The sequence below is a fragment of the Mycobacterium neumannii genome, from assembly GCF_002245615.1.
In the GTDB taxonomy this organism is placed as follows: domain Bacteria; phylum Actinomycetota; class Actinomycetes; order Mycobacteriales; family Mycobacteriaceae; genus Mycobacterium; species Mycobacterium neumannii_A.
In genome coordinates this window covers 69029-89506 of record NZ_NKCO01000003.1, presented here as the reverse complement: position 1 = coordinate 89506, position 20478 = coordinate 69029, and the positions used below count along the sequence as shown (strand labels likewise).

Here is a 20478-nt window from a genome sequence, read left to right as displayed (position 1 = left end):
GTGGGCACTGAGGGAGATGCCGCCCTCGACGATGCGGCCGACATCGAACTGGTACGTGGCGCGGCGCGCGACTTCCTGGCAGAGTGCGGAACGCACGACTCCCTCAAAGACCTCGCGGCGATGGACTGGACAGGGCTGCTGGTCAACGAGGATCTCGGCGGCAGTGGGTGGCGTCCGGTTGAGACCACGGTCATCGCCGAGGAACTCGGACGTTCGGGAAACTCGACACACTGGCTCGGCAGCGTCACGGCCGCTGGGGCGCTGAGTTCGGCGCCGCCGCAGATACGTGATCAGTGGTTGCCCGCCATGCTCGACGGCACCGGTGCGGCGGCCTGCGCCCTCGCAGCTGATGTCACGCGTGTCTCGGGCGCCGAGTCGGTGGACATCATCGTCACATTCGGTGGCAACGGGATTCATCTGTTCGAGGCGGCGAACACACTGCCGCGGGAAGCCGACGAAGAGATGTTGGACGTCAACCGACCGGTGTGGCGTGTCGACCTCTCCGGAGCACAGAGCGTGCCCATCGGCGGACCCGAACGGGCGGAGCAACTACTCGCACTGGCCAGAATCCTGCTGAGCGCGGATTCGCTCGGTGCACTATCGGCCACCTTCGACCGGCTGGTCACCTACCTCAAGGACCGGATCGCCTTCGGTGCACCGATCGCGAGTTTCCAAGCGGTACAACACCGTTTGGCGGAACTGTCGGTGTTCGAGGCCAAGGCCCGCGCGGTCCTCACCAAGGCCGCGCGCGCGCTGTCCTCCGATACCACCACGAGCGACGCGGTCACCCTGTCCGTCGCGGCGCATTCCTTCATCGCGGCGAACGCCACAGCGGCGGTCGACGAGTGCATGCAACTTTCGGGGGGTATCGGATTCACCTGGGAATACCCGCTGCACCATGAATTGCGCCGGGTTTTCACGAACGCGTGTCTACTCGGCACCGCGCGGTCCAGCCGCGCTTTGTTCGCCGATAGGGTCGGCTGGTGAGCGCCCCGCAGACTCGGCCCAGAGAGGCCGAATTCGCCGAGTTCCGCAACCGCGTCAGGGCACACATCGCTGAACATGCACCACCGTTCGAGGCCCGAGAGGGGCACCGGGCACCGGAGACGGCCGAGCAGGAAGCCCTGCTGCGCACGTGGTTCGCCTCGCTGTTCGTCGCTGGATTCATCGGTGCGGACTGGCCCGTCGAATACGGCGGCCGTGCCGATCACCACCCACTGCACGATCGGATCGTCTCCGAGGAGATCCTGCGTGCCCGCGCCCCGCGCCCCGTTGATCAGGTCAACCTGGCCGCTCATGTGCTGCTGCATTTCGGGTCCGATGAGCAGAAATCCGCTCTGCTGCCGCGGATCCGGAGCAGCGAGCACGTCTGGTGCCAGCTGCTCAGCGAGCCCGATGCCGGCAGCGATATCGCCGCGGTGCGCTGTAAGGGCGCGCATCGGCCCGACGGGTCATGGGTGATCGACGGGCAGAAGACGTGGATCACCGACGGGCACTGGGCCGACATGGGCCTGGCCCTGATCCGCACCGACCCGTCGTCGTCGCGTCATCACGGACTGTCCGCATTCATCGTGCCGTTGGACTCACCGGGCATCGAGATCCGCCCGATCCGCACGATCAACGAGGCGATCGAGGTCAACGAGGTCTTCCTCGATGATGTGACCATCCCTCCCGACAGCCTGATCGGAGAGCCTGGCCAGGGCTGGTCGATCATCATGGCGGGCCTGGACTTCGAACGGTTCGGCATCGGCGGCAACGTCATCCTGCTGGAACTTCTGATCGACGATCTGGTCACAGTGGCCCGTCACGGTCGCATCGACGACAAGCCGGCCCTGCAACACGCCGACATCCGGCACCAGGTCGCGGAGTTGGCCGTCGAGGTCGAGGTGGCGAAAGCCTTCATCGACGACCATGTCGAACGCTTGGTGGCCGGCGCCGAGCAGACAGGCGACGGTTCGATCGCCAAGCTCAGTTTTGCCGAGACGTATCACCGTGTTTCGGCCTACGGCGCGCAGCTGTCGACAATGGTCTGCACCGTCTCCGCCGATTCGGATGTGGCGCTTGCCAAACAGCGTCTGAAAGAATGCTGGCTATGGTCCCGTGCATACACCGTGTCCGGTGGCAGCTCTGAGATGATGCGCAACATCCTGGCCAAGCGACGCCTGCTGCTGCCGACTCGCTGATGGCGCAAACCTATTGGGGTCTGATCCAAGCGGCGGCTCAGAACCACCCCGACCGCGTCGTACTCGCCGACGACTACGGTCGCAGCCTGACGAACAGCCAGTTGCACGATGCGGCGGAGCGCACCGCCGCCGGGTTGTTCGAACGTGGAGCCACCAGAGGCACCGTGGTGACGTGGCAGTTGCCGACCACCCTCGAGACGATGGTCGTGATGGTGTCCCTGGCCCGTCTCGGCGCGGTCCAGAACCCTGTGTTGCCGATCTGGCGCGAGAGTGAAGTCCGTTTCGTCACTGCGCAGCTCGGTTCCGAGGTCTTTATCGTTCCCGGCGTGTGGCGCGGATTCGATCATGTCGCGCTCGCCGACGAGTTGATACGCGAGCGGCCGATGACGATCGTGGTGGTCGACCACAGCGCGCCGATCACCGGGAAACTCCGCCTGCCGTCGGGTGATCCGGCGCTTCTGCCGGCGCCGCCGACGGACGCCGAGGAGGCGCGGTGGGTGTACTACTCGTCGGGCACGACCGCGGCCCCGAAGGGTATCCGGCACTGTGACCGCTCGGTGATCGCCGGGTCGGCCGGGGTGGTGGGCATGTTCGGCGCCTCGAACAGCGACATCAACCCCATCGCGTTTCCGGTCTCGCACATCGGCGGCGCCGCGATGCTGGCCGCCAGCCTGTTGACCGGTATGCGCCTGGTCCTGTTCGACACCTTCGATCCGGTCCACACTCCGAAGGCAGTCGCCGCGCACGGTCCAACGATGCTCGGTTCGGCGACCCCGTTCTTCGTCGCCTACATGGCGGCGCAGCGGGAACATGGTCCCGAACCGCTCTTTCCCGATCTACGCGGGTGTGTCGGAGGAGGCGCGCCGATCACGCCCGAGTTGGGACGCCAAGCGCGCGAAACGCTTTCGGTGGCGGGGATCGCGAACTCGTGGGGTCTGACCGAGTTTCCGGTGGTGACCTCGCCGCCGCCGGACGGCGAACCGGAGGTTCTCGACCACACCGTTGGACGGCCGGTGCCGGGGGTCTCCATACGCGTGGTCGACGAGAACGAGCGCGAGGTGGGTGTGGGCGAGGAAGGAGAACTGCGCCTCAAGGGGCCCCAGTGCTTCCTCGGCTACGTCGATGCATCGTTGGACGCGGATGCATTCGACGACGACGGTTGGTTTCGCAGCGGTGACCGAGGTCGGATCGACGATGACGGCAACGTCGCGATCACCGGGCGCATCAAGGACGCCATCATCCGCAACGCGGAGAACATCTCAGCGCTCGAGATCGAGGGCGTCTTGGCCAGCCATCCAGCTGTGGACGACGTCGCGGTCATCGGGGTGCCGGACCCGCGCACCGGCGAACGGGTGTGCGCCGTCGTCGTGGCTCAACCCGGCACCGAGGTGACGCTGTCCATGCTGGCCGAGCACTGCCGAGAACAGGGTCTGAGCATGCACAAGTGTCCGGAGAGCCTGCAGCTGGTGGAGGCGTTGCCGCGCAACCTCACAGGCAAGGTCTTGAAGAACGAGTTGCGCGCACGCTTCGGATAGCCGCGTTGACTCGCCCGCTTCGCCGCCGGGAGACTGCATCCGAGCTGCATCGGTATCCATTAACCGGTTGATTGCCCGCACCTGGTGCGTGCAATCAACCCGCTAAGCCTCGAACGCCGGCGACGGCCGGTCTAGATACCGATCAGCTCCTTGAGATTTCGGCCCATGATCCGTGTGGTGGTCTCGGCCGGCAGGTTCTGGAGTTCCTTGACGAAATCCGCTGGTTCGGCGAGGCCCTCTGGATGCGGATAGTCCGAACCGAACATCACGCGGTCGGCACCGAGGATCTCTATGAGATGCGACATGTCTTCCTCGTGGAACGGGTTGACCCAGACGTGCCTGCGGAAGACGTCGCTGGGATGCTCGCTGAAGTCGTACGGCCGCTTGTGGTACACGCGGTCGAAGACGTCCAACAAGCGGTGCGCCCAGGAGCCCCCGTTTTCGATCACCCCGATGCGTACCCCGGGAAAGCGTTCGAACACGCCGTGAGCGATGAAGGCGGCGAGGGTGTCGAAGATGTTGCGGCTCTCCTCGTAGATGAAGCCTCGTAGCTTGCTCAGCGCGAATCCGTTGAACTCCGCCGGGTCCTCCCAGTCGTCGACGTAGCGCTCGTAGCCGGAGTCCGAATTGTGCATTTGCACCGAGATGCCCGAAGACTCGACCAGTCGCCAGAAGTCATCGAACTCGGGCAGAGCGGCCGAGCGCGACGTGCCGTCTTCGCGCGGTACCGGGGCCGGACGGATCAGTACCGTCCTGGCGCCGTTGTCCAGGCACCATTCGAGCTCCTTCACACCCAGTGCGGGATCGTTGAGCGAGATAGCGGGGACGGGGAAGATCCGGTTCTGGTAGTTGAACGTCCAGTCTTCGAGCAGCCAGCGGTTGAACGCATGCGTGACCGCGTGGGTGAGCTCGGTGTCCGACTTCGTGCGCTCCTCAAGCATGCCCGCTGTGGTCGGGAACATCACCGCCCCGTCGACGCCCTGACGGTCCATCAATGCCAGACGCAGGTCGGGGCGGCGGAACTCGTCGGGACACCGGATGGGCTCGGCCAACTCCCGCAGCGTCTTGCCTTCTGGATTTATGCCCCGAAAGTAGTCGGCCCACGCGCCGGGAGTGGGGATCACCTCGTAGGTCGGATTGGGGATGGTTTCGGTGATGACACCGAGGATCTGCAGCTTTTTGCGTCCCTTGACATCGACGAACTTCAACGCCTCCGAGTACTTCTCAGGAAGGTAGCGCGTGTAGGCGTCGATGGTCTCGTACATGTGGTTGTCGGCATCCCACACTTCGAATGCCTTGGACTCGGTCATCGTCAATTCCTCTCCGATCGCTGTGTCCAGCGGTCAGGCCGCCAGGGTCGGCAGCGATATCTATCCAGCAAAGGCGCTCGTCCTGCCCGTTGGCAATGACATTATCCTAAAACGAGAGGATACATTCTCGCACTGGAACGTTCGATCGTAGGGCTATGCGCAAGCCATTCCGCGGCTTCCGGGAGCAGTGTGATAGAAGTCAGCGGGTCGCAGCGGAACAATCGTCACGCTTTAGCTTCCAGTTCGATGGGGAAGGTGTCGAGGTACTCGGCGAACGTCGGTTCGAGCGCCTTCACGGTCAGCGAATACTCATCCAAGCTGTAGGTGTTGGTGCCGTAGTGATCTTGGGGATGAGCCGCGAGCCAGGATCGCATCCGGCGCTCGGTGTCCTCGGTGAGCGGATCACCCGTCCAAGCGTAGATGCGCCGCATGACATCGAGCGGGTCGCGCATCATCTCGGAGTAGTACATGTGGAAGAAGCGTTCGTCGCCGATGCGCTCGCGCGCCCGCAGTGGCCTGTCGACGTGGTAGGACATCTGCCACTGAGCCTGTCGCCCCATGTCTGCGAGGTCGATCGAATCAGGTTGTAGCGTCAGCTGTTTAGGCAGCCTCCAGAGATTGGCCAACGACCCGGTCGCGCGGTAGGGGTCGCGGTGAGCCCAGATGAGTCGAGCGTCGGGGAATACCTTGAGCAGGGCCTCGATGTGCACGGAGTGAGACGGCATCTTCAGACTCCACGTTCCCGGCGCGGTGGACTGAAGCACCTGGAGATATCGCTTCTGATATTCGTAAGTGGTCGTCATGTCCGCCTCTTCGAACAACCACTCCGTGTACCGCGACGTCTTCAGAAAGGCATCCCACGACAAGCCCTTGAAATCCTGATTGTGAATGAACATGCACTCGGTCGGACCGTCGGCGTCCTCCCAGTGTGGGACGGACATATGAGCGCTGCGAAGCGCATTGAGCAGCTGGTTTTGTTCCTCGATCAGCGCCAGGCATCGTGGGTCGGTGCGCAGGGTGTCAGTGGTGGCCGGGGGGATCGGATGGACACACTCCCAATGCAGTAGCGACCGCCGAGTCGGATCCTGATCGAGCAGGTAACTGATCACGGTGGTACCCGTGCGTGGCATGCCCAAGACGAAGATCGGACGCTCGACAGGCGCGTCGAGGACCTCGTGGTGTTTCTCGGCGTAATCGTCCACCTTGAGGCGACGCGCGAGCGCTTTGACGCAGTTGTCGATGATGTAGTCCCGACCATGCGCGCTGAACGCAGTCGACGTGGCGAGTTCATCGAGCATGATGTCGAGTCCTGGGCGCCACGACTCGGACTGCGTTTGCGAAACGCCGGTCGCCTCCATAGCAAGGCGCAGCACGTCGTCTGACGTTGTCACGTCATCGAATTGACTCAAGATGGGTGCTCCTAGACGGTCAAGTAGCCGCCGTCGACGGCAACAGTGGTACCGGTGATGTAGGACGCAGCGTCGCTGCAGAGGAAGAGAACAGCCGGCGAGATTTCCTCGGCGCGGCCCATTCGGTTCATCGGCGTGTGCCGCATCTCCACCTCGAGTGCTTCGGGGAAATCGGCGACCGGCGCCGTCATTCTCGTTTTGATGAGCCCCGGCGCTGCGGCGTTGACGCGAATGCCGTCGTCGACCCAGCGCCGCGCGAGGTTCTTGGTGAAGGCCACCATGCCGGCCTTCGACGAGCTGTAGGCAGGCACCAACACCGCGGAAACGAACGCGGACATCGAAACAATGGATACGACGCTGCTGCCGCCCGCGAGCGTGCTCGCCCGGAGCCGTTCGTGGCACGCCATGGTCAGACGCATGTGCGCAAACATGTTGACGGCCACCGAACCCACGTATCCGTCGGGGTCCCACTCGTCCTTCTGGGCGGCGTAAGGTGCGCCCCCGTTGTTGACCAGAATGTCGAGGTCGCCGAGAGACTCGGCGAGGGCGTCGATCGACTCGGTATCGGACTGCTGGCACTGGGTGAACGTCAGCCCCCCGAGATCGACGTCGGGATAGTCCGATGCGTTGGCCCGCGTTCCGGTGACGGTGACCTTCGCGCCCGCGGCGGCGAAGTCGGACGCTATGGCGTAGCCGATTCCGCTGGTACCTCCGGTCACCAACACACTTGCCCCGGTGAAGTCGAATTCGATCGAGTTCATTCGGCGGTCCTCAAATCGTCGATGGTCTTGGTGATCCAGGCTCGTTCCCAGAAGTTCTCGGCGCTCGCAAGTAGGGCGTGGTGGGCATCTATGGCGACGGCTCGTGCATCCGCATGGCCCGGCTCGGTCTCCAACACGATGTCGGTGAGCTGCAGCGCGGACAGCGGTCGGTCCTCGGCGACGTGCGCACGGGCCGCCTCGACGAGCGGTTCTATGCCTGCTATGCGCACAACGTCCTCGGCGACGGCCATCGGCGCAATCGCGAACAGCTCGGTGGTGGAACGGTGTTGGAACCAGCCTGCGTACATCTCCCAGATGGCGCGGACGTTCCACGGCGTTCTTCCATAACCTTCGCCCACGTCCAGATCGGCCGGCACACTCACAGCGCGCATCGCCGTGTATACATCTGCGCCACCGGCCATGAGCTCGATGGTCCGGTCGTGAACAAACTGCATGGCGTCTCGCATGGCCGTGACCTCCTCGGCGATGCGGTCGACACCCTCAATGGGGTCGAAATGACCTGTTATCAATCGATTCGGGGCGAACTCGAGCACGGTATTGAGCGACTCGATGTAAAGGACGGGGTCCCGGTAGCGGTCGCCACGGATCGTCATGAGGTTCGGTACATGGCCAAACAGGGGACCGAACAGGTTGCCCGTGAACAGGATTCGTTCTTCGGGTAGCCAGACCACCAGCGCGTCAGTGGTCTCACCGCCCGGTGTCCAGGCCAATTCGATGCGGCGGCCGCCGATCGTTATCGGGTGACGCCGGTCGAAAGTGGTGGTTGGCTCGGGGAACGACAGGTCGATGGTCGCCGGGTCAGTTGTATTGAAGTATTCGAGCGTTGCGGCCAGGAACTGAGGGAATGCGAAGGAGGCCTTGGCGCCGCGATAGCCCATGAGTCGCAAGTTGTCATCGCGCCAGTACCGGTAATTAGAGTGCATGATCAGATCGGTGCCGGGCTCGAGAAGCGCCTTGACTCCGCCCCAGTGGTCCGCGTGACCCTGCGTGATCACGATCGCGCGTGTCGGCCCCGGCACTTCGGCATAGGCCTTCCGGTGGCGTTCCCCCTCGAAGAAGACCCCGCCGTTGATGATCACGCGACCGTCATCGGTGCCAACGGCATACGAGTTCGAGATACCCGGTGACATCCACACGTCGTCGCTCAGCGCGGTAGCGGGATCGCCAGTAGCCACCGCAAGGGCATCGACGCCGGGCCTTTCGCGATGTATGCCCACCATGTGATCTCCTCTTCGTCTCTAGAGTTTTTGCATGTGAACGACAATGGCCATCAACCGGCCGACCCCGATGCAACTCAGCGCCTTGGGCGGAACCACGGACCCGTATTGGTTAGCCCCAAGATGGTCGCGCGCAACGTCAGGGGAACGTCACGATGACCTTGTCCGCGGCACCGGCGGTGGCCGCCAGCCGCAACGCCTCCTCGACATCATCGAACGGAATCTTGTGGCTGACGATCACGGCGTACTTCTGCCAGTTGGCAACCAGATCCTTTGTCACTTCGAAGATTTCGTCAGGGTACCCACAGGATCCGACGATCTCGATTTCATTGCCCATCACGTTGAGCAGCTCCACCGACACGGGTTCCTTGTGGACGCCCACGATCGTCAAGCGCGCACCCCGCTTCGCCGCCGACAGCACGGTGTCGACGACGACTTTCGCGCCCGCCGCGTCGAGGTAGACATCGGTGCCGACCCGACCTCCAAACATTGACTCGCCCTCGCCGTGCAGTTCCAGCAGGCGAGCGACGACGTCCTCCTCGGAGGGATTGATCACGGCGTCAGCGCCAACTTGCAGCGCCTTTTCGAGACGGCCGGCGATCGGATCCACGACAATCACGTGGCCCACGCCAAGTGATTTGAAGGCCAGTATCGCACCGAGGCCCACCGGTCCGGCACCGAAGACGACGACCTTGTCCCCGGTTCGAGGGTTACAGCGATTGGCGCCGTGTAGGGCGACGGCCATGGGCTCGTTGAGCGCTGCGACCTCCCACGGCACGTGCTCGGGTATCACCTCGAGGCTGCGTCCTCGCACCGCGTTCTCGATGAGTAGGTACGGCGCCAACGCCCCAGTGGTGCCGCCGTTTCCGATAATGCCGCTCGGCGCGCTCATCGGGTTGACCACGACGTGATCCCCGACCTGGATGCCTACGACTTGCGCGCCGACCTCGACGACCTCACCCGCGGGTTCGTGGCCCAGAGGCATGCGACCCTCCACGGGTGGAACCCCGCCCATGGATATGTAGATTCCGTCGGACCCGCATACACCGCAAGCCCGCATGCGCAGCAGGACGTCGTTCGGCCCGGTTTGCGGCTTCGGAACATCGATCAACCCCGTCTCGCCGACGGCGATGACTGTCGCCTGCTTCATGGGATCGACCGATCGCCGTCCACGCGTGTGGGTTGGGTTTCCCCCATGCCGAAGAAGCTCTCCATTACGGGCTGCATCACGCGGTTGACGAGTTCGATCCGCGGACCGATCGGTCCTTTGCAGTACGCCCAGAGCGTTTCGCCTTCGGGGGTCAGACCCCGGCCCTCGACAATAAAGTGACTTCCTCGCAGTGTCGCGATGTCGTCATCGATGTCGTCGGACCAGTATCCGAGGTGGTGTAGGCCCGACGTCGAAGGGGTCCACACGGTGTTGGGAACGGCCTGGACGAGTTCCAGTCGTGGTTCGCTCAGCGAGAACGCCAGCCGCAAGGGGACGGTCTCGTCCCGGCCGTCGATTTCGACCGTCTGCTCCACCTCGATAGTCTCAGTCCACCGGTGACCGACTACGTCGGTGAGAAATGCCATCTCGGCATCGAAGTCTTCGACGACGAGCCCGCAGTGGTACAGATCGTCTGCCTTCATTCTCGTTGTCCTTCTTCCATATTCGTTGCCTTTCCTCGTGGACAATGTCGGACGGCCATCAAAGGGATCCGAGTAGTTCCCGCGCCGCGTCGACGCCGGGTCGCAGTCGTTCGGCTGCCCCGGCACCGGCCAGGGCCGCTTCGCGTTGCGGCATTTCGAGGCCGACGACGACGTCCTTGGGGAGTTCAGCCAGGTACTCCCTCAGGGGCACCTCACCTGTACCGGGTACCAGGCGCTCGTTCATGGCCTCGAAGTTGTAGTCGTCGAATCGACTGACCAACGTGGTGTCGGACAGCTGGATGTATCCGATGCTGTCCCCGGGGAGTGCTGCGAGGTCGGCGGGCTGCGCGCCCAACCGGGCGATGTGCATGGTGTCGATCAGCAGGCGGAATTCGGGCCGGTCGACGTACTCAACCACCGTCATACCCGTGTTGAGGTCTCCGACGGTGAAACCCGGGACGACTTCGGTGACTGTACTCAGTCCACGCTGCGAAGCCATCTCGGTGATCGCAGCGAACTCGTCACAGCTTCGGCGTAGATCGGGCTCGAAGCTCACGACATTGACCTTTTCGGCACCGAGCTCGGCCATCACGTCGAGGTCGTCTGCCAGAATGGCGGAGTCACGTTCGGGCAGGATCAGCAATCCTTCACCCAACGAGATCTTCACACCGGTATCGGAAAGGGCGCCGATCATTTCGCGCCGCAGACGCTTGTCATCCTTGAGCGAATACGTGGAGTAACCCAATTCGGGCAGCGGCACCCCGTAGAGCGCCGTAGAAATGTAGTGGCAACCCAATTCCGCGGTGAGAGAGATGAATTCGATCGGCGGCATGCCGAAGATGCTCAGGAATTCGATGCCCAGCCGGTCCATGGTGTACTCCGATTGGTGTGGTGTCTCAAGCGCCCAGCATGACGAGGCCGCCATCGACGGCGAGCAGTTGGCCGGTGATGAACCCAGACCCCTCGCCGGCTAGGAAGACCAGGAAGGGACCGAGGTCCTTAGCCGGGTCGCCGAGAGCTCCGCGCAACGGGATGGCCAGCTTCAGGTTCTCGTCCATGAACGCCGCACCTTCGGGGCCGAGAAAAGTACGCAGGCGCTCGGCTCCGGGCGTTTGCATCGCTGGCGCTAGCGCGTTCACCGTGATGCCTTCACTGGCCCACGCCTTGGCGGCGGAACGCGTCCACGCGTGTACCCCTCCCTTCGTGGCCGCGTAGACCGCCGAAATGGGGCTGCCCATCACCGCTTCTGCGGAGCCGAAGTTGATGATCCGGCCTCCCGAGCCCTGCATGACTCGGTGAGCGGCTTGATTAACGTGAATGGTGCCCCGCAGATTGATCGAGACGAGCCGATCGATGTCGGCATCGGTAATGGCTCCGGCGATCCCCGGCAGCCAGAGGCCCGCGGCATGGATGACGGCATCCAGGCCTCCCATCGCTGCGACGGCCGCGTCGACCGTGTCGTTCACGCTGTCGACGCTGGTGACGTCGCAGTGACGCCAGGTGGCTTGCGAGCGCTCCGGGGGCGGTGCCTCATGGAAGGTAGCGACCACGTCGGCGTCGGAATTCACGAAGACGTCGACGATGGCTGCGCCGATACCCGTGGCCGCGCCGGTCACCAGGACTCGCCTGCGGCCGGTTGTCTTCGACTCGGTTTCGGGCATGTCACTCAGTCCTGTGTAATTCGGAGTCGAAGGTGGGGAAGTACTCGTCGAACGCGGTCCCGATTCCGTCGTCGATCAAGCCGTACCTCTCCGATGGGCAAGCGGCAGAACCGAACCGATCTTGCGGATGTTCGGCGAGCCATCGACGAATCCGCTGAACGGTGTCATCGATGAGTTCGTCACCGTCCGGCTCGTACGGACTGCGCATCACCGAAATCAGGTCACGCATCTGAGCGGCGCACGTCACCCGCCCGCTTGGAGCCCCGTCGGCGCCGGGCCTTTCGCGATGGGTGCCCACTATCTGATCCCCTCTACGTCCCTAGAGCTATACCTCTATGACTATAGAGGTAGAGTTGTGCAAGGAAAAGCCTTGATTCGAAGGAGCGGTCGTGAGCCTGCAAGGTTTGGCCGGCGTCCGCCGGCTCGAAGGCGGGCGTTGGCGCGCTTACGCGGCACGTGGCGACGCGCTGGGGGAAGACGGGGGTGCGATGCAACGCCGTGGCCCCGGGCTTCACCGCGACAGAGGCGATTCGTGCTGTGCCGCAGTGGCCCGACTTCGAGAAATCGGCGCTCAAGCGAATCCGGGCTGCGCGGGTCGGCCGACCCACCGACATCGCGGCCCTTGTCGCCTTCCTGCTGTCTGACGAGTGGGCCTGGATCAACGGACAGGTCATCAACGTCGACGGGGGGACGGTCCTGCGTTGACCGATACACTCGTGCGCATTGCCACACCACGAAAACGCGACGGCGACGAGCGAAGACGCGAACTCTGCGATGCGGGTATCCGCGTACTCGCCGAGCAGGGTTCGCGCGGGCTCACCCACCAGCAGGTGGATCGCGCCGCTAACGTTCCGGACGGCACGACGTCTTACTACTACCGAACCAGGGCTGCACTATTGCGCGGCGTGGGCGAACGAGTCGCGGCCATAGACTGCGAGAATCTGCGTTCGGTCACTGATGCCGCGACCAAGACTGACTCTCCCTTCGGTCGATTGGCGGAACTGATCGTCATGCAGTCCAGAGGCGACGGGCTGCTGCTCAACATTGCGCGTCAAGAACTGCTTCTGGCTGGGGCGAGGGATCCCGCCCTAGCCGAAACATTCGAATTGTTCGTGTCCCGGATTGTGGCGATGACGCACGACGCCATCACGGCAGTCAATCTCGGTCCGGTTGATGATGATGTACGCAACGCTCAGGGAGACGCGGTCATCACATTCATCGCGGGATTGTTCACGCGGTATGCCTCCGGCGATAGGTCCAAAAGCGACGCGAAGCACATCGAGAGGCTTCTCGAAGCAGTCGTCACTGGCATTGCCACCCAAACACTCGAACACGCGAAAGACTAAGCGTACGGGGGCCGCACCCCCACGATTCGGCATAGCGGTGCGTGCACCTACCCCCTCGCCGTGCGACCTCGCCAGTCGACTACTGCGACGAGATCTGCAATGAACGTCAACGGAGTTCGCCTGCTCCACATCATGGCCCCAGCAGGCCACTCCAAAGCGACTCGCGAACTCGAGTGGAGACCGACCGACACGCCAACGCGATAATGCGCGTGGCATGGTTTCACCGCAAGTCGCCCGTTTATAGCACCGGCCTTACAGATTCGTGTAGTGGCCACCGTCGACACCCAGGGTTTGTCCGGTGACGTAGCGCGCCTGCGGGCCGACGAGGAAGGCGACGGCGGCACCGATGTCGCGCTCCGGGTCCCCGATACGGCCCAGCGGGATCCGTCGCGCTAGCCGCTCTTCCATGGCGGGCTCGGCCTCGATGGCAGCGGTCATCGCGGGCGAATACGCCAGGGGCGACAAGACGTTGACCGTGATGCCGTAGGGCGCCCACTCCCGCGCCAGGCTCTTGGCGAAGCCGCGCAGCGCGCCCTTCATCGTGGCGTAGAGCGGCAGAGTCGCGCTGCCTTCGATGCCGGCGGGCGAGGTCATGACAATGAATGTGCCGCCGCGCTCCTTGAGCGCGTCAAAGGCGGCGGCCGCGCAGTGGTGGGCACCGCTCAGCGACACCGAGGAGTGGTCGGTCCATAGCGCGCGGTCGACGTCGATCAACTGGTGCGGTTGGCTGCTGCGATTGCTCGTAGCGTTGTGCACAAGTGCGTCGAGTCGGCCGGTTGTCATCACGGCAAGGTCGACGGCCTGAGCGACCGAGTCAAAGTCGGTCACGTCGCAGCGCGCCCACGTCGCGTGATGACCTCGTGCGGCGATCTCGTCGACGACCGCCTGTCCGGTCTCGGACCTGGCAGCGACAACGACGTGGGCTCCCTCGAAGGCCAGTGCCATCGCGATGCCGCGGCCGACCCCACCGCCGGCACCGGTGACCATGGCGGTCAAGCCGGTGAGGGTCACGGCAGCATCACCGATCCACCGTCGGCGACGATCGTCTCCCCGGCGAGATGGTCGAGATCGGGCCGCAGCAGGAACTTCACCGACTCGGCGACGGTATGCGTCAGGGTCGAATCGCCCGTGACGGCCGCGACTGTCAGATGAGCGGCCTCAGTGGCTCCGTCCTCGGAGAACATGGACAACGGCACGGCGACGAGATTGGTACCGACGCCCTGCGAAGCCCACTGCCGTGCAGCCGATTTCACCATCGCGCGGATGCCCTCGACCGCGGTCGTATACGCGACGAGCCCCGGGGCACCCGCCATCCCAATCGTCGGAACGACGACGACGATTCGCCCGCCGCCCGAAAAACCCGACCGCGCCTGTTGCAGCGCGGTGAGCGTTCGCCACATCGAATCGTCGACGAGGCGATGCCAATCATCACCGCTCAGAGCTGCTACGTCGACCGGCCGCGGGCAGAAATCGACGACGATGACCACGCACGTGATACCCGCCGGTAGCTCGCCTCCCGGCGCCACGGTGACGGTGTCGAGTTCCGTTGCGAGCGTCCGTGTTAGCTCACCGGTGGGACCGACCACCACTGTGGACGAGGTCACGTCACCGGCTCGACTGGGATGCCACGCGTTCTTCGTGGATCTTGACCAGTTCACGGAACCCAATGCTTTCGTACCTGGGCTTGGGCTGAATGCCCCACTCGTCGCGCGCGGTTTGCTGGCCGGCCGCTTCGGGTGCGCCACCGAACGGTGGGCCGCCGATCGGATAGGGCTGTTGGCACTCCAGGCTGTCGTCGGAGAAGCGCACCTTGAGAAGCTCGCTGCAGATCTCGTTCAGCGACAACGTCGGCCACCCGTACCAGATCGCCATCACCGGCACGGTCAGCGACCCCTCGATGACCAGCCCGAACAGGCAGACGTACAGCCCGCGCTTGAGCCATTTATGCATCCGCGCCCAGGTGGGGGTGGTGCCCAGCGGCAGCGACTCGGGCGAATCCTTAGGTTCCACAGCGGAGTTGGTCACGATGGTCCTTTTTCGGCTGCTAGTCGGAGAAGATCTCGCGGTTGACGGTGTGCAGGTACGGGATGGCCAGGAACGGCGTGATGTAGAAGATGTTGAAAGCCCACCACCCGAAGACCGGCAGTCCGACCGCCGTGTACCGGACGTCGGCGTACATCGTCATGTTGAGGATGTAACCGGTCCATACGATGACTCCGAACCAGCACGTCACGATCGTCCACTGGTGACCCCAGCGTTTCATCTGCAGCAGCGCGATCGCGGCCGCGATCCGCATGGGGAAGGCGATCAGCACGCACACCATCACCCACGCCTTCTCACCCGGTGCGCCTGCACCGCCGATCCAGAGTTCGTTGTAATGCCAGAAGTAGCCCGCGTCGATGAGATTGCCCCACGCGGTGAAGACCGTACGGGTGATCAGCGCGTGGTTGGCGAACAGGTCCAGAGCCCAACCAATGCTGTTGAGCGCGGCGTCGAGGATGATGACGTATCCGATCAGTGTCACCATCATCGGCCGGACCGACAAGCCGCCGCGCTGGGCCTTGCGCAACAGGTAGATGCCGCGGCAGAACACGGGTAGGCCGATGATGCCGAGGACAAGTGTGCCCATGAGCGCGGTGCCGGCGATGCACCATCGATCGGCACGTCGTTGGGCCGCGCGCGTCTGCTCTTCGTGCTCATCCATGGTGAGCGACGGATTCCCGCCTATCGATGTCATCGGGTCACCAGTCCCGGGTGAAGAACATCTGAACCTGAATCGCGAACATCGCGATCAGGACGCCGTAGATGAAGATCTGAAACGCGATCAAACCGCGCTTACGGCGTCGATCCTGATCATCCATGATTCTCCTAACCGGGCTCGATCAGAATGTGCCGATGTTGCCCAGCATCCAGTAGAAGAATGCGACGAGTCCGCACATCACGACCCAGGTCACGGTCAGTCGGACAAGTTCCTGCCACATCGACGGCTCCTTCGTCCGCGAAAAGCACAATGCTGAACGAGAGTAGCACCGTTCTCAGAATCGAGAAGATCTGTTTCCAGTCGGGTCACCGGGACCCCGGTCGGCCGTGCCGGCCTCGGATTACGCGTCGGCCAGGGTGAGAAGTTCGCGCTTGACGACCTTGCCGACGTCGTTGCGCGGCAGGCGCTCGACGAATACCACCCGCACAGGAACCCGGTAGGGGGTCAGGCGCTCGCGACACCACGCGATCAGTTCATCCTTGCTGACCCGATCGTCGGCGCGTACGACGAAAGCCCACGGCACCTCGCCCAGGCGCTCGTCGGGGGCGCCCACCACCGCGGCCTCCCGCACGTGGGCCGCGGCCAGCAGCACCTCTTCGACGGTGCCGGGGAACACCTTGAGCCCGCCGCGGTTGATCATGTCCGAGACGCGCCCGTCGAGCCACAGGAAACCGTCCTCGTCGAACCAACCGAGGTCGCCGGTGTGGAACCACCCATCGTCGGTGAGCCTGTCCAGGAACGCGGGGTCGATCTTGCGGGCAGCCGTCGTCGGCGTGCGAACCATCACCTCGTCGTCGGCGATCATGACGTCGATGCCCGGAAGTGGGCGTCCGACAGAGCCGAGCTTCGTCTCACCCCATTCGCGGGCATCGGCGGCCGACCAGCCGACGACCTCGCCGCCGAGTTCCGTTTGGCCGTAGGAGTTCAGCACGAGCACACCGAACTTGTCGCGGAATCGGGCCGCGTGGACGGGGGACAGGGGAGCGGTGATGGAACGGACGATCTTCAGGGGGGACAGGTCGGTGACCGAATCGTCGTGGAGCACCATCGTCAACGCGGCCGGCGGCAAGACCGTGGACCGCAGTTGGTGGCGCTTCACCAAGGCTGCGAAGTCCGCGGCCGAGAACTTGTCCATCAACACGACGCCGGAGCCCGCGCGAAAAGCGAACAGCACCTGGTAGATACCGGCCCACAAGGACAGTGAGAGCGGCACCAGGTTGGGCATCGGCGTCCCGCTCCGGGGGGTACGCTTCGACCCGCGAAGTTTCTCCAGTAGCCGGTCGATCAGGTCCAGGACGGTGGAGTGACGCAGCGGCACCGGCTTCGGCGGACCTGTCGTCCCCGAGGTGAACTGCAGAAGCGCCACATCGGCGTCGTACCGCCGAGCCTCGTCAGCCGAGTTGGAGTGCGGCGTGAGCGACCACGTCAAGTTCGACCCGGTGACGACCGGCAACGCGAAGTCCGAGAAGCGATGGGCCAGTTCGGGCGTCGTGATCACCGCGACCGGCTCGAGGGTCTTGAGCTGAGCGGCCACCTCGGCGTCGGCAGCCCTGGGGTTGAGCGGTGTGTAGACACCACCGGAGCGCCAGACGCCGAACAGCGCCGCGACCGTGGTGGCGTCGTTGGGCAGCATCGCCGCGACCACCTGACCGGTCATCAGCCCGGTTTCGGTGAGAACCGCGGCGAGGCGGTCTGCACTCGCGATCAGGTCTGCCCGGGACACGTCGACGGCCAAGGTGTGTACCGCGACCTCCGGCAGATCGTTGAGCAGATCGGAGAGGCTCATGGGTTCGGCTCCAGAGGAAGCCACGCTGGTGTTCGCTTGTCGGCGAACGCTTTCGGGCCTTCGTCCTGGTCGGGATGGCCCCACATCGACGTCAGGTGCTTGGCCCCCTCACGGCAAGCATCGGTCAGGCCGTGCTCGAGCGCTCCCCAGAGCGCGCGTTTGGTGGCCCGCATCGCGGCGGGTGAATTTCTGGCGATCTTCTCCGCGAGCTCCTGCGCAACATCGCGCAGTTTGCCTGGCGGGTCGACGATCTGGCTGATCATGCCGAGCTCATATGCGCGCTGCGCGGTGAGTCGTTCGTGGCTGCCGACCAGTGCCATCCGTAAGACCGCCTCGGCGGGCATCTTGCGCATCAGCGCGATCGTCTCCAGGGCGCTGACCTGACCGATGGATACGTGCGGGTCGACGAACGTGGCATCCGATGCCGCGATGACGATGTCGGCGTCGGCGACCCAGTGCAATCCGCCCCCGGCGCACACCCCGTTGACTGCGGTGATGACGGGCTTGCCGACATTGCAATGCCAGCCCGTCAGCTTCAAGTCCAGCGTCTGCATGGTCTCCTGGTACTGCTTGATCCCCTCGCCATCGAGATCGTCGACGTCGGCGCCGACCTGAAAGGCCCTGCCGTTGCCGGTGTGCACGATCACCCGCACCTCGGGGTCGGCCTCCAACTCGGCCCAGGCAGCGGGAAATTCCTTGCGCATCAGCGCGTCGTACGCGTTGAGGCGATCGGGCCGGTTGTTGATGATCCAGCCGACGGGGCCCCGACGTTCGACGATCAACCTCTGATAGCTCACGAAGCCTCCACCGGTGCGAGGGGTCGCCAGTCGGCCGGGCGCTTTTCCCGCCACGCCCGTACTCCCTCGGCATGGTCGGGGTGGTTCCGCAGTCGCCAGATCGTCTCTGAGGCCGCCGCTTTGGCTTCCGACAGTCCTACTTCCAGGGAATGCCACAACGCCTTCTTGGTCGCCCTCATCGCGGTGGGCGAGTTGGTCGCGATCGCGGCCGCGAGCTGCCCGGCCGCCGCCCGTAGCTCATCGGCCGCCACGACCTGCGAGACGATACCCAACTCATATGCGCGTTGGGCCGAGATCCGCTCGCCTTTGCCGCTCAACGCCATCCGGGTGATCGCCTCCATCGGCGACTTGCGCAGCAGGGTGATGGCCTCGTACGCGACCGCCTGCCCGACCGAGACATGCGGGTCGACGAATGTCGCCGCCTCCGCAGCGATGACGATGTCCGCGTCGGCGGCCAGATGCAGACCACCTCCCGCGCACACCCCGTTCACCGCGGCGATCACCGGCTTCCACACACCACAGTGCCACGAGGAGATCTTCAGCTCGGCGTCGCGCGTGCGGCGTGAGTGACGCCGCATGGCCTTTTTGTCGCGGGCGACCTGGACCACATCCATTCCGGTACAGAACGCCTTGCCGTTCGCGACGTTGACGATCACGTGCACGTCGGGGTCGGCATCCAGCTGTGCCCACGCGGCCTCGAGTTCGTCCAGCATCAACGCGTCGAATGCATTGCCTGCCTCGGGCCGATTCAGCACAAGCCACCCGATGTGGTCCGACTTGTCGACGATCAACCGCTCGTATTCGGTCAAGAGCGCGGAATCTCCTTCCAGGGTTTTCCTTTCCACGGGTCCGTCTCCTTGGGTAACCCGAGTACGCGCTCGCCGAGGATGTTTTTGTTGATGTCGGTCGTACCGCCCTCGGTGCCGTTGGCGAGGCTGCGCATCATGCCCTGCACCTCGCGGGGCATCGCGTCCGGATCGTCGGTGGCGGGCCACGCCACTGCGGCGGTGCCCAGCAGGTCGACCATGAGATCCTGGATCTGCTGGTTGAGCGTGGCCTGGTGGACCTTGCCGATCGAGGAAGCAGCACCGGGGGATTGGCCGGCCGAGAGTGCCGCGCGCACACGGGCGTTGGTCCATCCGCGGATCTGTTCCTGTGCCCAGAGCCTCATGACCTTGTCGCGAATCACCGGGTCGTCCCATCGTCCGGTTTCCTTGGCCAGTGTGATCAGTCGTTCCGCACTGGACCCACCGAGCCTGCCCATACCGCCGGATCCGGAGCCCGAAACCATCTGGCGCTCACTCGACAAGGTCGACGCGCTGACCCGCCACCCGTCGTTGACTTCTCCGACTCGGTGGGCGTCCGACACCCGCGCGCCGTCGATGAAGACCTCATTGAATTCGGCCTCGCCGGTGATCTGGCGCAGCGGCCGCACCTGAACGCCTGGTTGGTGCATGTCGAGCAGGAAGTATGTGATGCCCTTGTGTTTCGGCTGATCGGGATCGGTGCGGGCGAGCAGGATCGCGAAGTCCGCCTCATCCGCCCAGGTCGTCCAGACCTTCTGTCCGGAGATCACCCATTGGTCACCGTCGCGCACCGCCCGGGTCGCCAGCGACGCGAGGTCGGAGCCCGCGCCGGGCTCGCTGAAGAGCTGACACCACTTCTCTTCGTTGCGGACGATGGGCGGCAGGAAGCGCCGCCGTTGCTCTTCGGTGCCGTGGCTGAACAGGGCCGCCGCGGTGTTGTTGAGGCCCAACGGATTGAGTCGGGTGAGCCGCAGTGGCGCGAGGACGCTCTCGATGGCGCGAGCCACGTCGTTGCCGATACCGAGGCCGCCGTGTTCGGGGTGCCAGGTCGGCGCCACCAGGCCGGTTCGGGCAAAGGTCGGATACCACCGCCGATAATCGGCCGAGCTTCGCGCCGCTCTCAGCGCGGCGGGGCCCTCGGTTGACGCCGCGCGCCAGTCGGCCGGCACCTCTGCCTCGACCCACCGCCGCACCACCTCGACGGCGTCTTCGGTGGTGGTGTCGGCGGTGATCGGTAGTGCTGTCATGTTCGG

At 64.3% G+C, this 20478-nt stretch carries 21 protein-coding genes and 1 pseudogene; 5 read left to right on the top strand and 17 right to left on the bottom strand.

Annotated features, from left to right (window positions below):
- The 3 genes from CEX88_RS05065 to CEX88_RS05055 are packed head-to-tail and all read left to right on the top strand — an operon-like array spanning window position 1 to window position 3718.
- Entirely contained in the window at window positions 1-987 is a 987-nt protein-coding gene (locus tag CEX88_RS05065; RefSeq protein ID WP_094292638.1) for an acyl-CoA dehydrogenase family protein, read from the top strand.
- Window positions 984-2183, top strand: a complete 1200-nt coding sequence (locus CEX88_RS05060) for an acyl-CoA dehydrogenase family protein (protein ID WP_094292637.1) — start codon at window positions 984-986, stop codon at window positions 2181-2183. Before CEX88_RS05065 ends, CEX88_RS05060 begins: the two co-directional genes overlap by 4 nt.
- Complete coding sequence (locus CEX88_RS05055) at window positions 2183-3718, top strand: class I adenylate-forming enzyme family protein (protein WP_094292636.1); 1536 nt, start codon at window positions 2183-2185, stop codon at window positions 3716-3718. Before CEX88_RS05060 ends, CEX88_RS05055 begins: the two co-directional genes overlap by 1 nt.
- A gap of 131 nt (window positions 3719-3849) precedes the next feature.
- Here CEX88_RS05055 and CEX88_RS05050 read toward each other — a convergent pair whose 3' ends face one another.
- The 9 genes from CEX88_RS05050 to CEX88_RS05010 form a co-directional block, all read right to left on the bottom strand.
- Complete coding sequence (locus tag CEX88_RS05050; RefSeq protein WP_420799186.1) at window positions 3850-5028, bottom strand: amidohydrolase family protein; 1179 nt, start codon at window positions 5026-5028, stop codon at window positions 3850-3852.
- Between the two features lie 224 nt (window positions 5029-5252).
- Window positions 5253-6437, bottom strand: coding sequence for a sulfotransferase family protein (locus CEX88_RS05045; protein WP_094292634.1), 1185 nt, complete (start codon window positions 6435-6437; stop codon window positions 5253-5255).
- 11 nt (window positions 6438-6448) lie between these two features.
- Complete coding sequence (locus CEX88_RS05040; protein ID WP_094292633.1) at window positions 6449-7198, bottom strand: SDR family NAD(P)-dependent oxidoreductase; 750 nt, start codon at window positions 7196-7198, stop codon at window positions 6449-6451.
- On the bottom strand, window positions 7195-8439 hold the full coding sequence (locus tag CEX88_RS05035; RefSeq protein WP_094292632.1) for an alkyl sulfatase dimerization domain-containing protein: 1245 nt from the start codon (window positions 8437-8439) through the stop codon (window positions 7195-7197). Before CEX88_RS05035 ends, CEX88_RS05040 begins: the two co-directional genes overlap by 4 nt.
- Before the next feature lie 136 nt (window positions 8440-8575).
- On the bottom strand, window positions 8576-9586 hold the full coding sequence (locus tag CEX88_RS05030) for a zinc-dependent alcohol dehydrogenase (RefSeq protein ID WP_094292631.1): 1011 nt from the start codon (window positions 9584-9586) through the stop codon (window positions 8576-8578).
- Window positions 9583-10068: a VOC family protein gene (locus tag CEX88_RS05025; RefSeq protein ID WP_094292630.1), complete on the bottom strand. Its 486-nt coding sequence runs from the start codon at window positions 10066-10068 to the stop codon at window positions 9583-9585. The genes CEX88_RS05030 and CEX88_RS05025 overlap by 4 nt, the downstream gene beginning before the upstream one ends.
- Window positions 10069-10126: 58 nt before the next feature.
- Complete coding sequence (locus CEX88_RS05020; protein ID WP_094292629.1) at window positions 10127-10939, bottom strand: sugar phosphate isomerase/epimerase family protein; 813 nt, start codon at window positions 10937-10939, stop codon at window positions 10127-10129.
- A 25-nt stretch (window positions 10940-10964) separates the two neighbouring features.
- Window positions 10965-11729, bottom strand: coding sequence for an SDR family NAD(P)-dependent oxidoreductase (locus tag CEX88_RS05015; protein WP_094292628.1), 765 nt, complete (start codon window positions 11727-11729; stop codon window positions 10965-10967).
- 1 nt (window position 11730) lies between these two features.
- The gene (locus CEX88_RS05010; protein ID WP_238381952.1) at window positions 11731-11958 is read right to left on the bottom strand and encodes a hypothetical protein; all 228 of its coding nucleotides are present in this window, start codon (window positions 11956-11958) and stop codon (window positions 11731-11733) included.
- A gap of 179 nt (window positions 11959-12137) precedes the next feature.
- Between CEX88_RS05010 and CEX88_RS05005 the strand changes: the two are divergent.
- Together CEX88_RS05005 and CEX88_RS05000 are read left to right on the top strand one after the other, a co-directional pair.
- A pseudogene (locus tag CEX88_RS05005) lies at window positions 12138-12434 on the top strand (SDR family NAD(P)-dependent oxidoreductase); the annotation flags it as partial.
- Window positions 12431-13075, top strand: coding sequence for a TetR/AcrR family transcriptional regulator (locus tag CEX88_RS05000; protein WP_238381951.1), 645 nt, complete (start codon window positions 12431-12433; stop codon window positions 13073-13075). The pseudogene CEX88_RS05005 and the gene CEX88_RS05000, both read left to right, overlap by 4 nt.
- Window positions 13076-13327: 252 nt before the next feature.
- On the opposite strand, the gene CEX88_RS04995 is transcribed toward CEX88_RS05000, so the two are convergent.
- From CEX88_RS04995 to CEX88_RS04960, 8 genes are all read right to left on the bottom strand, one after another.
- Window positions 13328-14086 carry an SDR family NAD(P)-dependent oxidoreductase gene (locus tag CEX88_RS04995; RefSeq protein WP_094292625.1) on the bottom strand — a complete coding sequence of 253 codons (759 nt, stop codon included), beginning with the start codon at window positions 14084-14086 and terminating at the stop codon, window positions 13328-13330.
- Complete coding sequence (locus tag CEX88_RS04990; protein ID WP_094292624.1) at window positions 14083-14679, bottom strand: SDR family oxidoreductase; 597 nt, start codon at window positions 14677-14679, stop codon at window positions 14083-14085. Before CEX88_RS04990 ends, CEX88_RS04995 begins: the two co-directional genes overlap by 4 nt.
- Before the next feature lies 1 nt (window position 14680).
- Window positions 14681-15025 carry a hypothetical protein gene (locus CEX88_RS04985; RefSeq protein WP_420799193.1) on the bottom strand — a complete coding sequence of 115 codons (345 nt, stop codon included), beginning with the start codon at window positions 15023-15025 and terminating at the stop codon, window positions 14681-14683.
- Window positions 15026-15119: 94 nt separating this feature from the next.
- Entirely contained in the window at window positions 15120-15779 is a 660-nt protein-coding gene (locus CEX88_RS04980) for a hypothetical protein (RefSeq protein ID WP_094292623.1), read from the bottom strand.
- A gap of 397 nt (window positions 15780-16176) precedes the next feature.
- On the bottom strand, window positions 16177-17622 hold the full coding sequence (locus CEX88_RS04975) for a class I adenylate-forming enzyme family protein (RefSeq protein WP_094292622.1): 1446 nt from the start codon (window positions 17620-17622) through the stop codon (window positions 16177-16179).
- Window positions 17619-18419, bottom strand: coding sequence for an enoyl-CoA hydratase/isomerase family protein (locus tag CEX88_RS04970; RefSeq protein ID WP_094292621.1), 801 nt, complete (start codon window positions 18417-18419; stop codon window positions 17619-17621). The genes CEX88_RS04975 and CEX88_RS04970 overlap by 4 nt, the downstream gene beginning before the upstream one ends.
- Entirely contained in the window at window positions 18416-19228 is an 813-nt protein-coding gene (locus tag CEX88_RS04965; RefSeq protein ID WP_094292620.1) for an enoyl-CoA hydratase/isomerase family protein, read from the bottom strand. Before CEX88_RS04965 ends, CEX88_RS04970 begins: the two co-directional genes overlap by 4 nt.
- On the bottom strand, window positions 19225-20472 hold the full coding sequence (locus CEX88_RS04960; protein WP_094292619.1) for an acyl-CoA dehydrogenase family protein: 1248 nt from the start codon (window positions 20470-20472) through the stop codon (window positions 19225-19227). The genes CEX88_RS04965 and CEX88_RS04960 overlap by 4 nt, the downstream gene beginning before the upstream one ends.
- Between the last annotated feature and the right edge of the window lie 6 nt (window positions 20473-20478).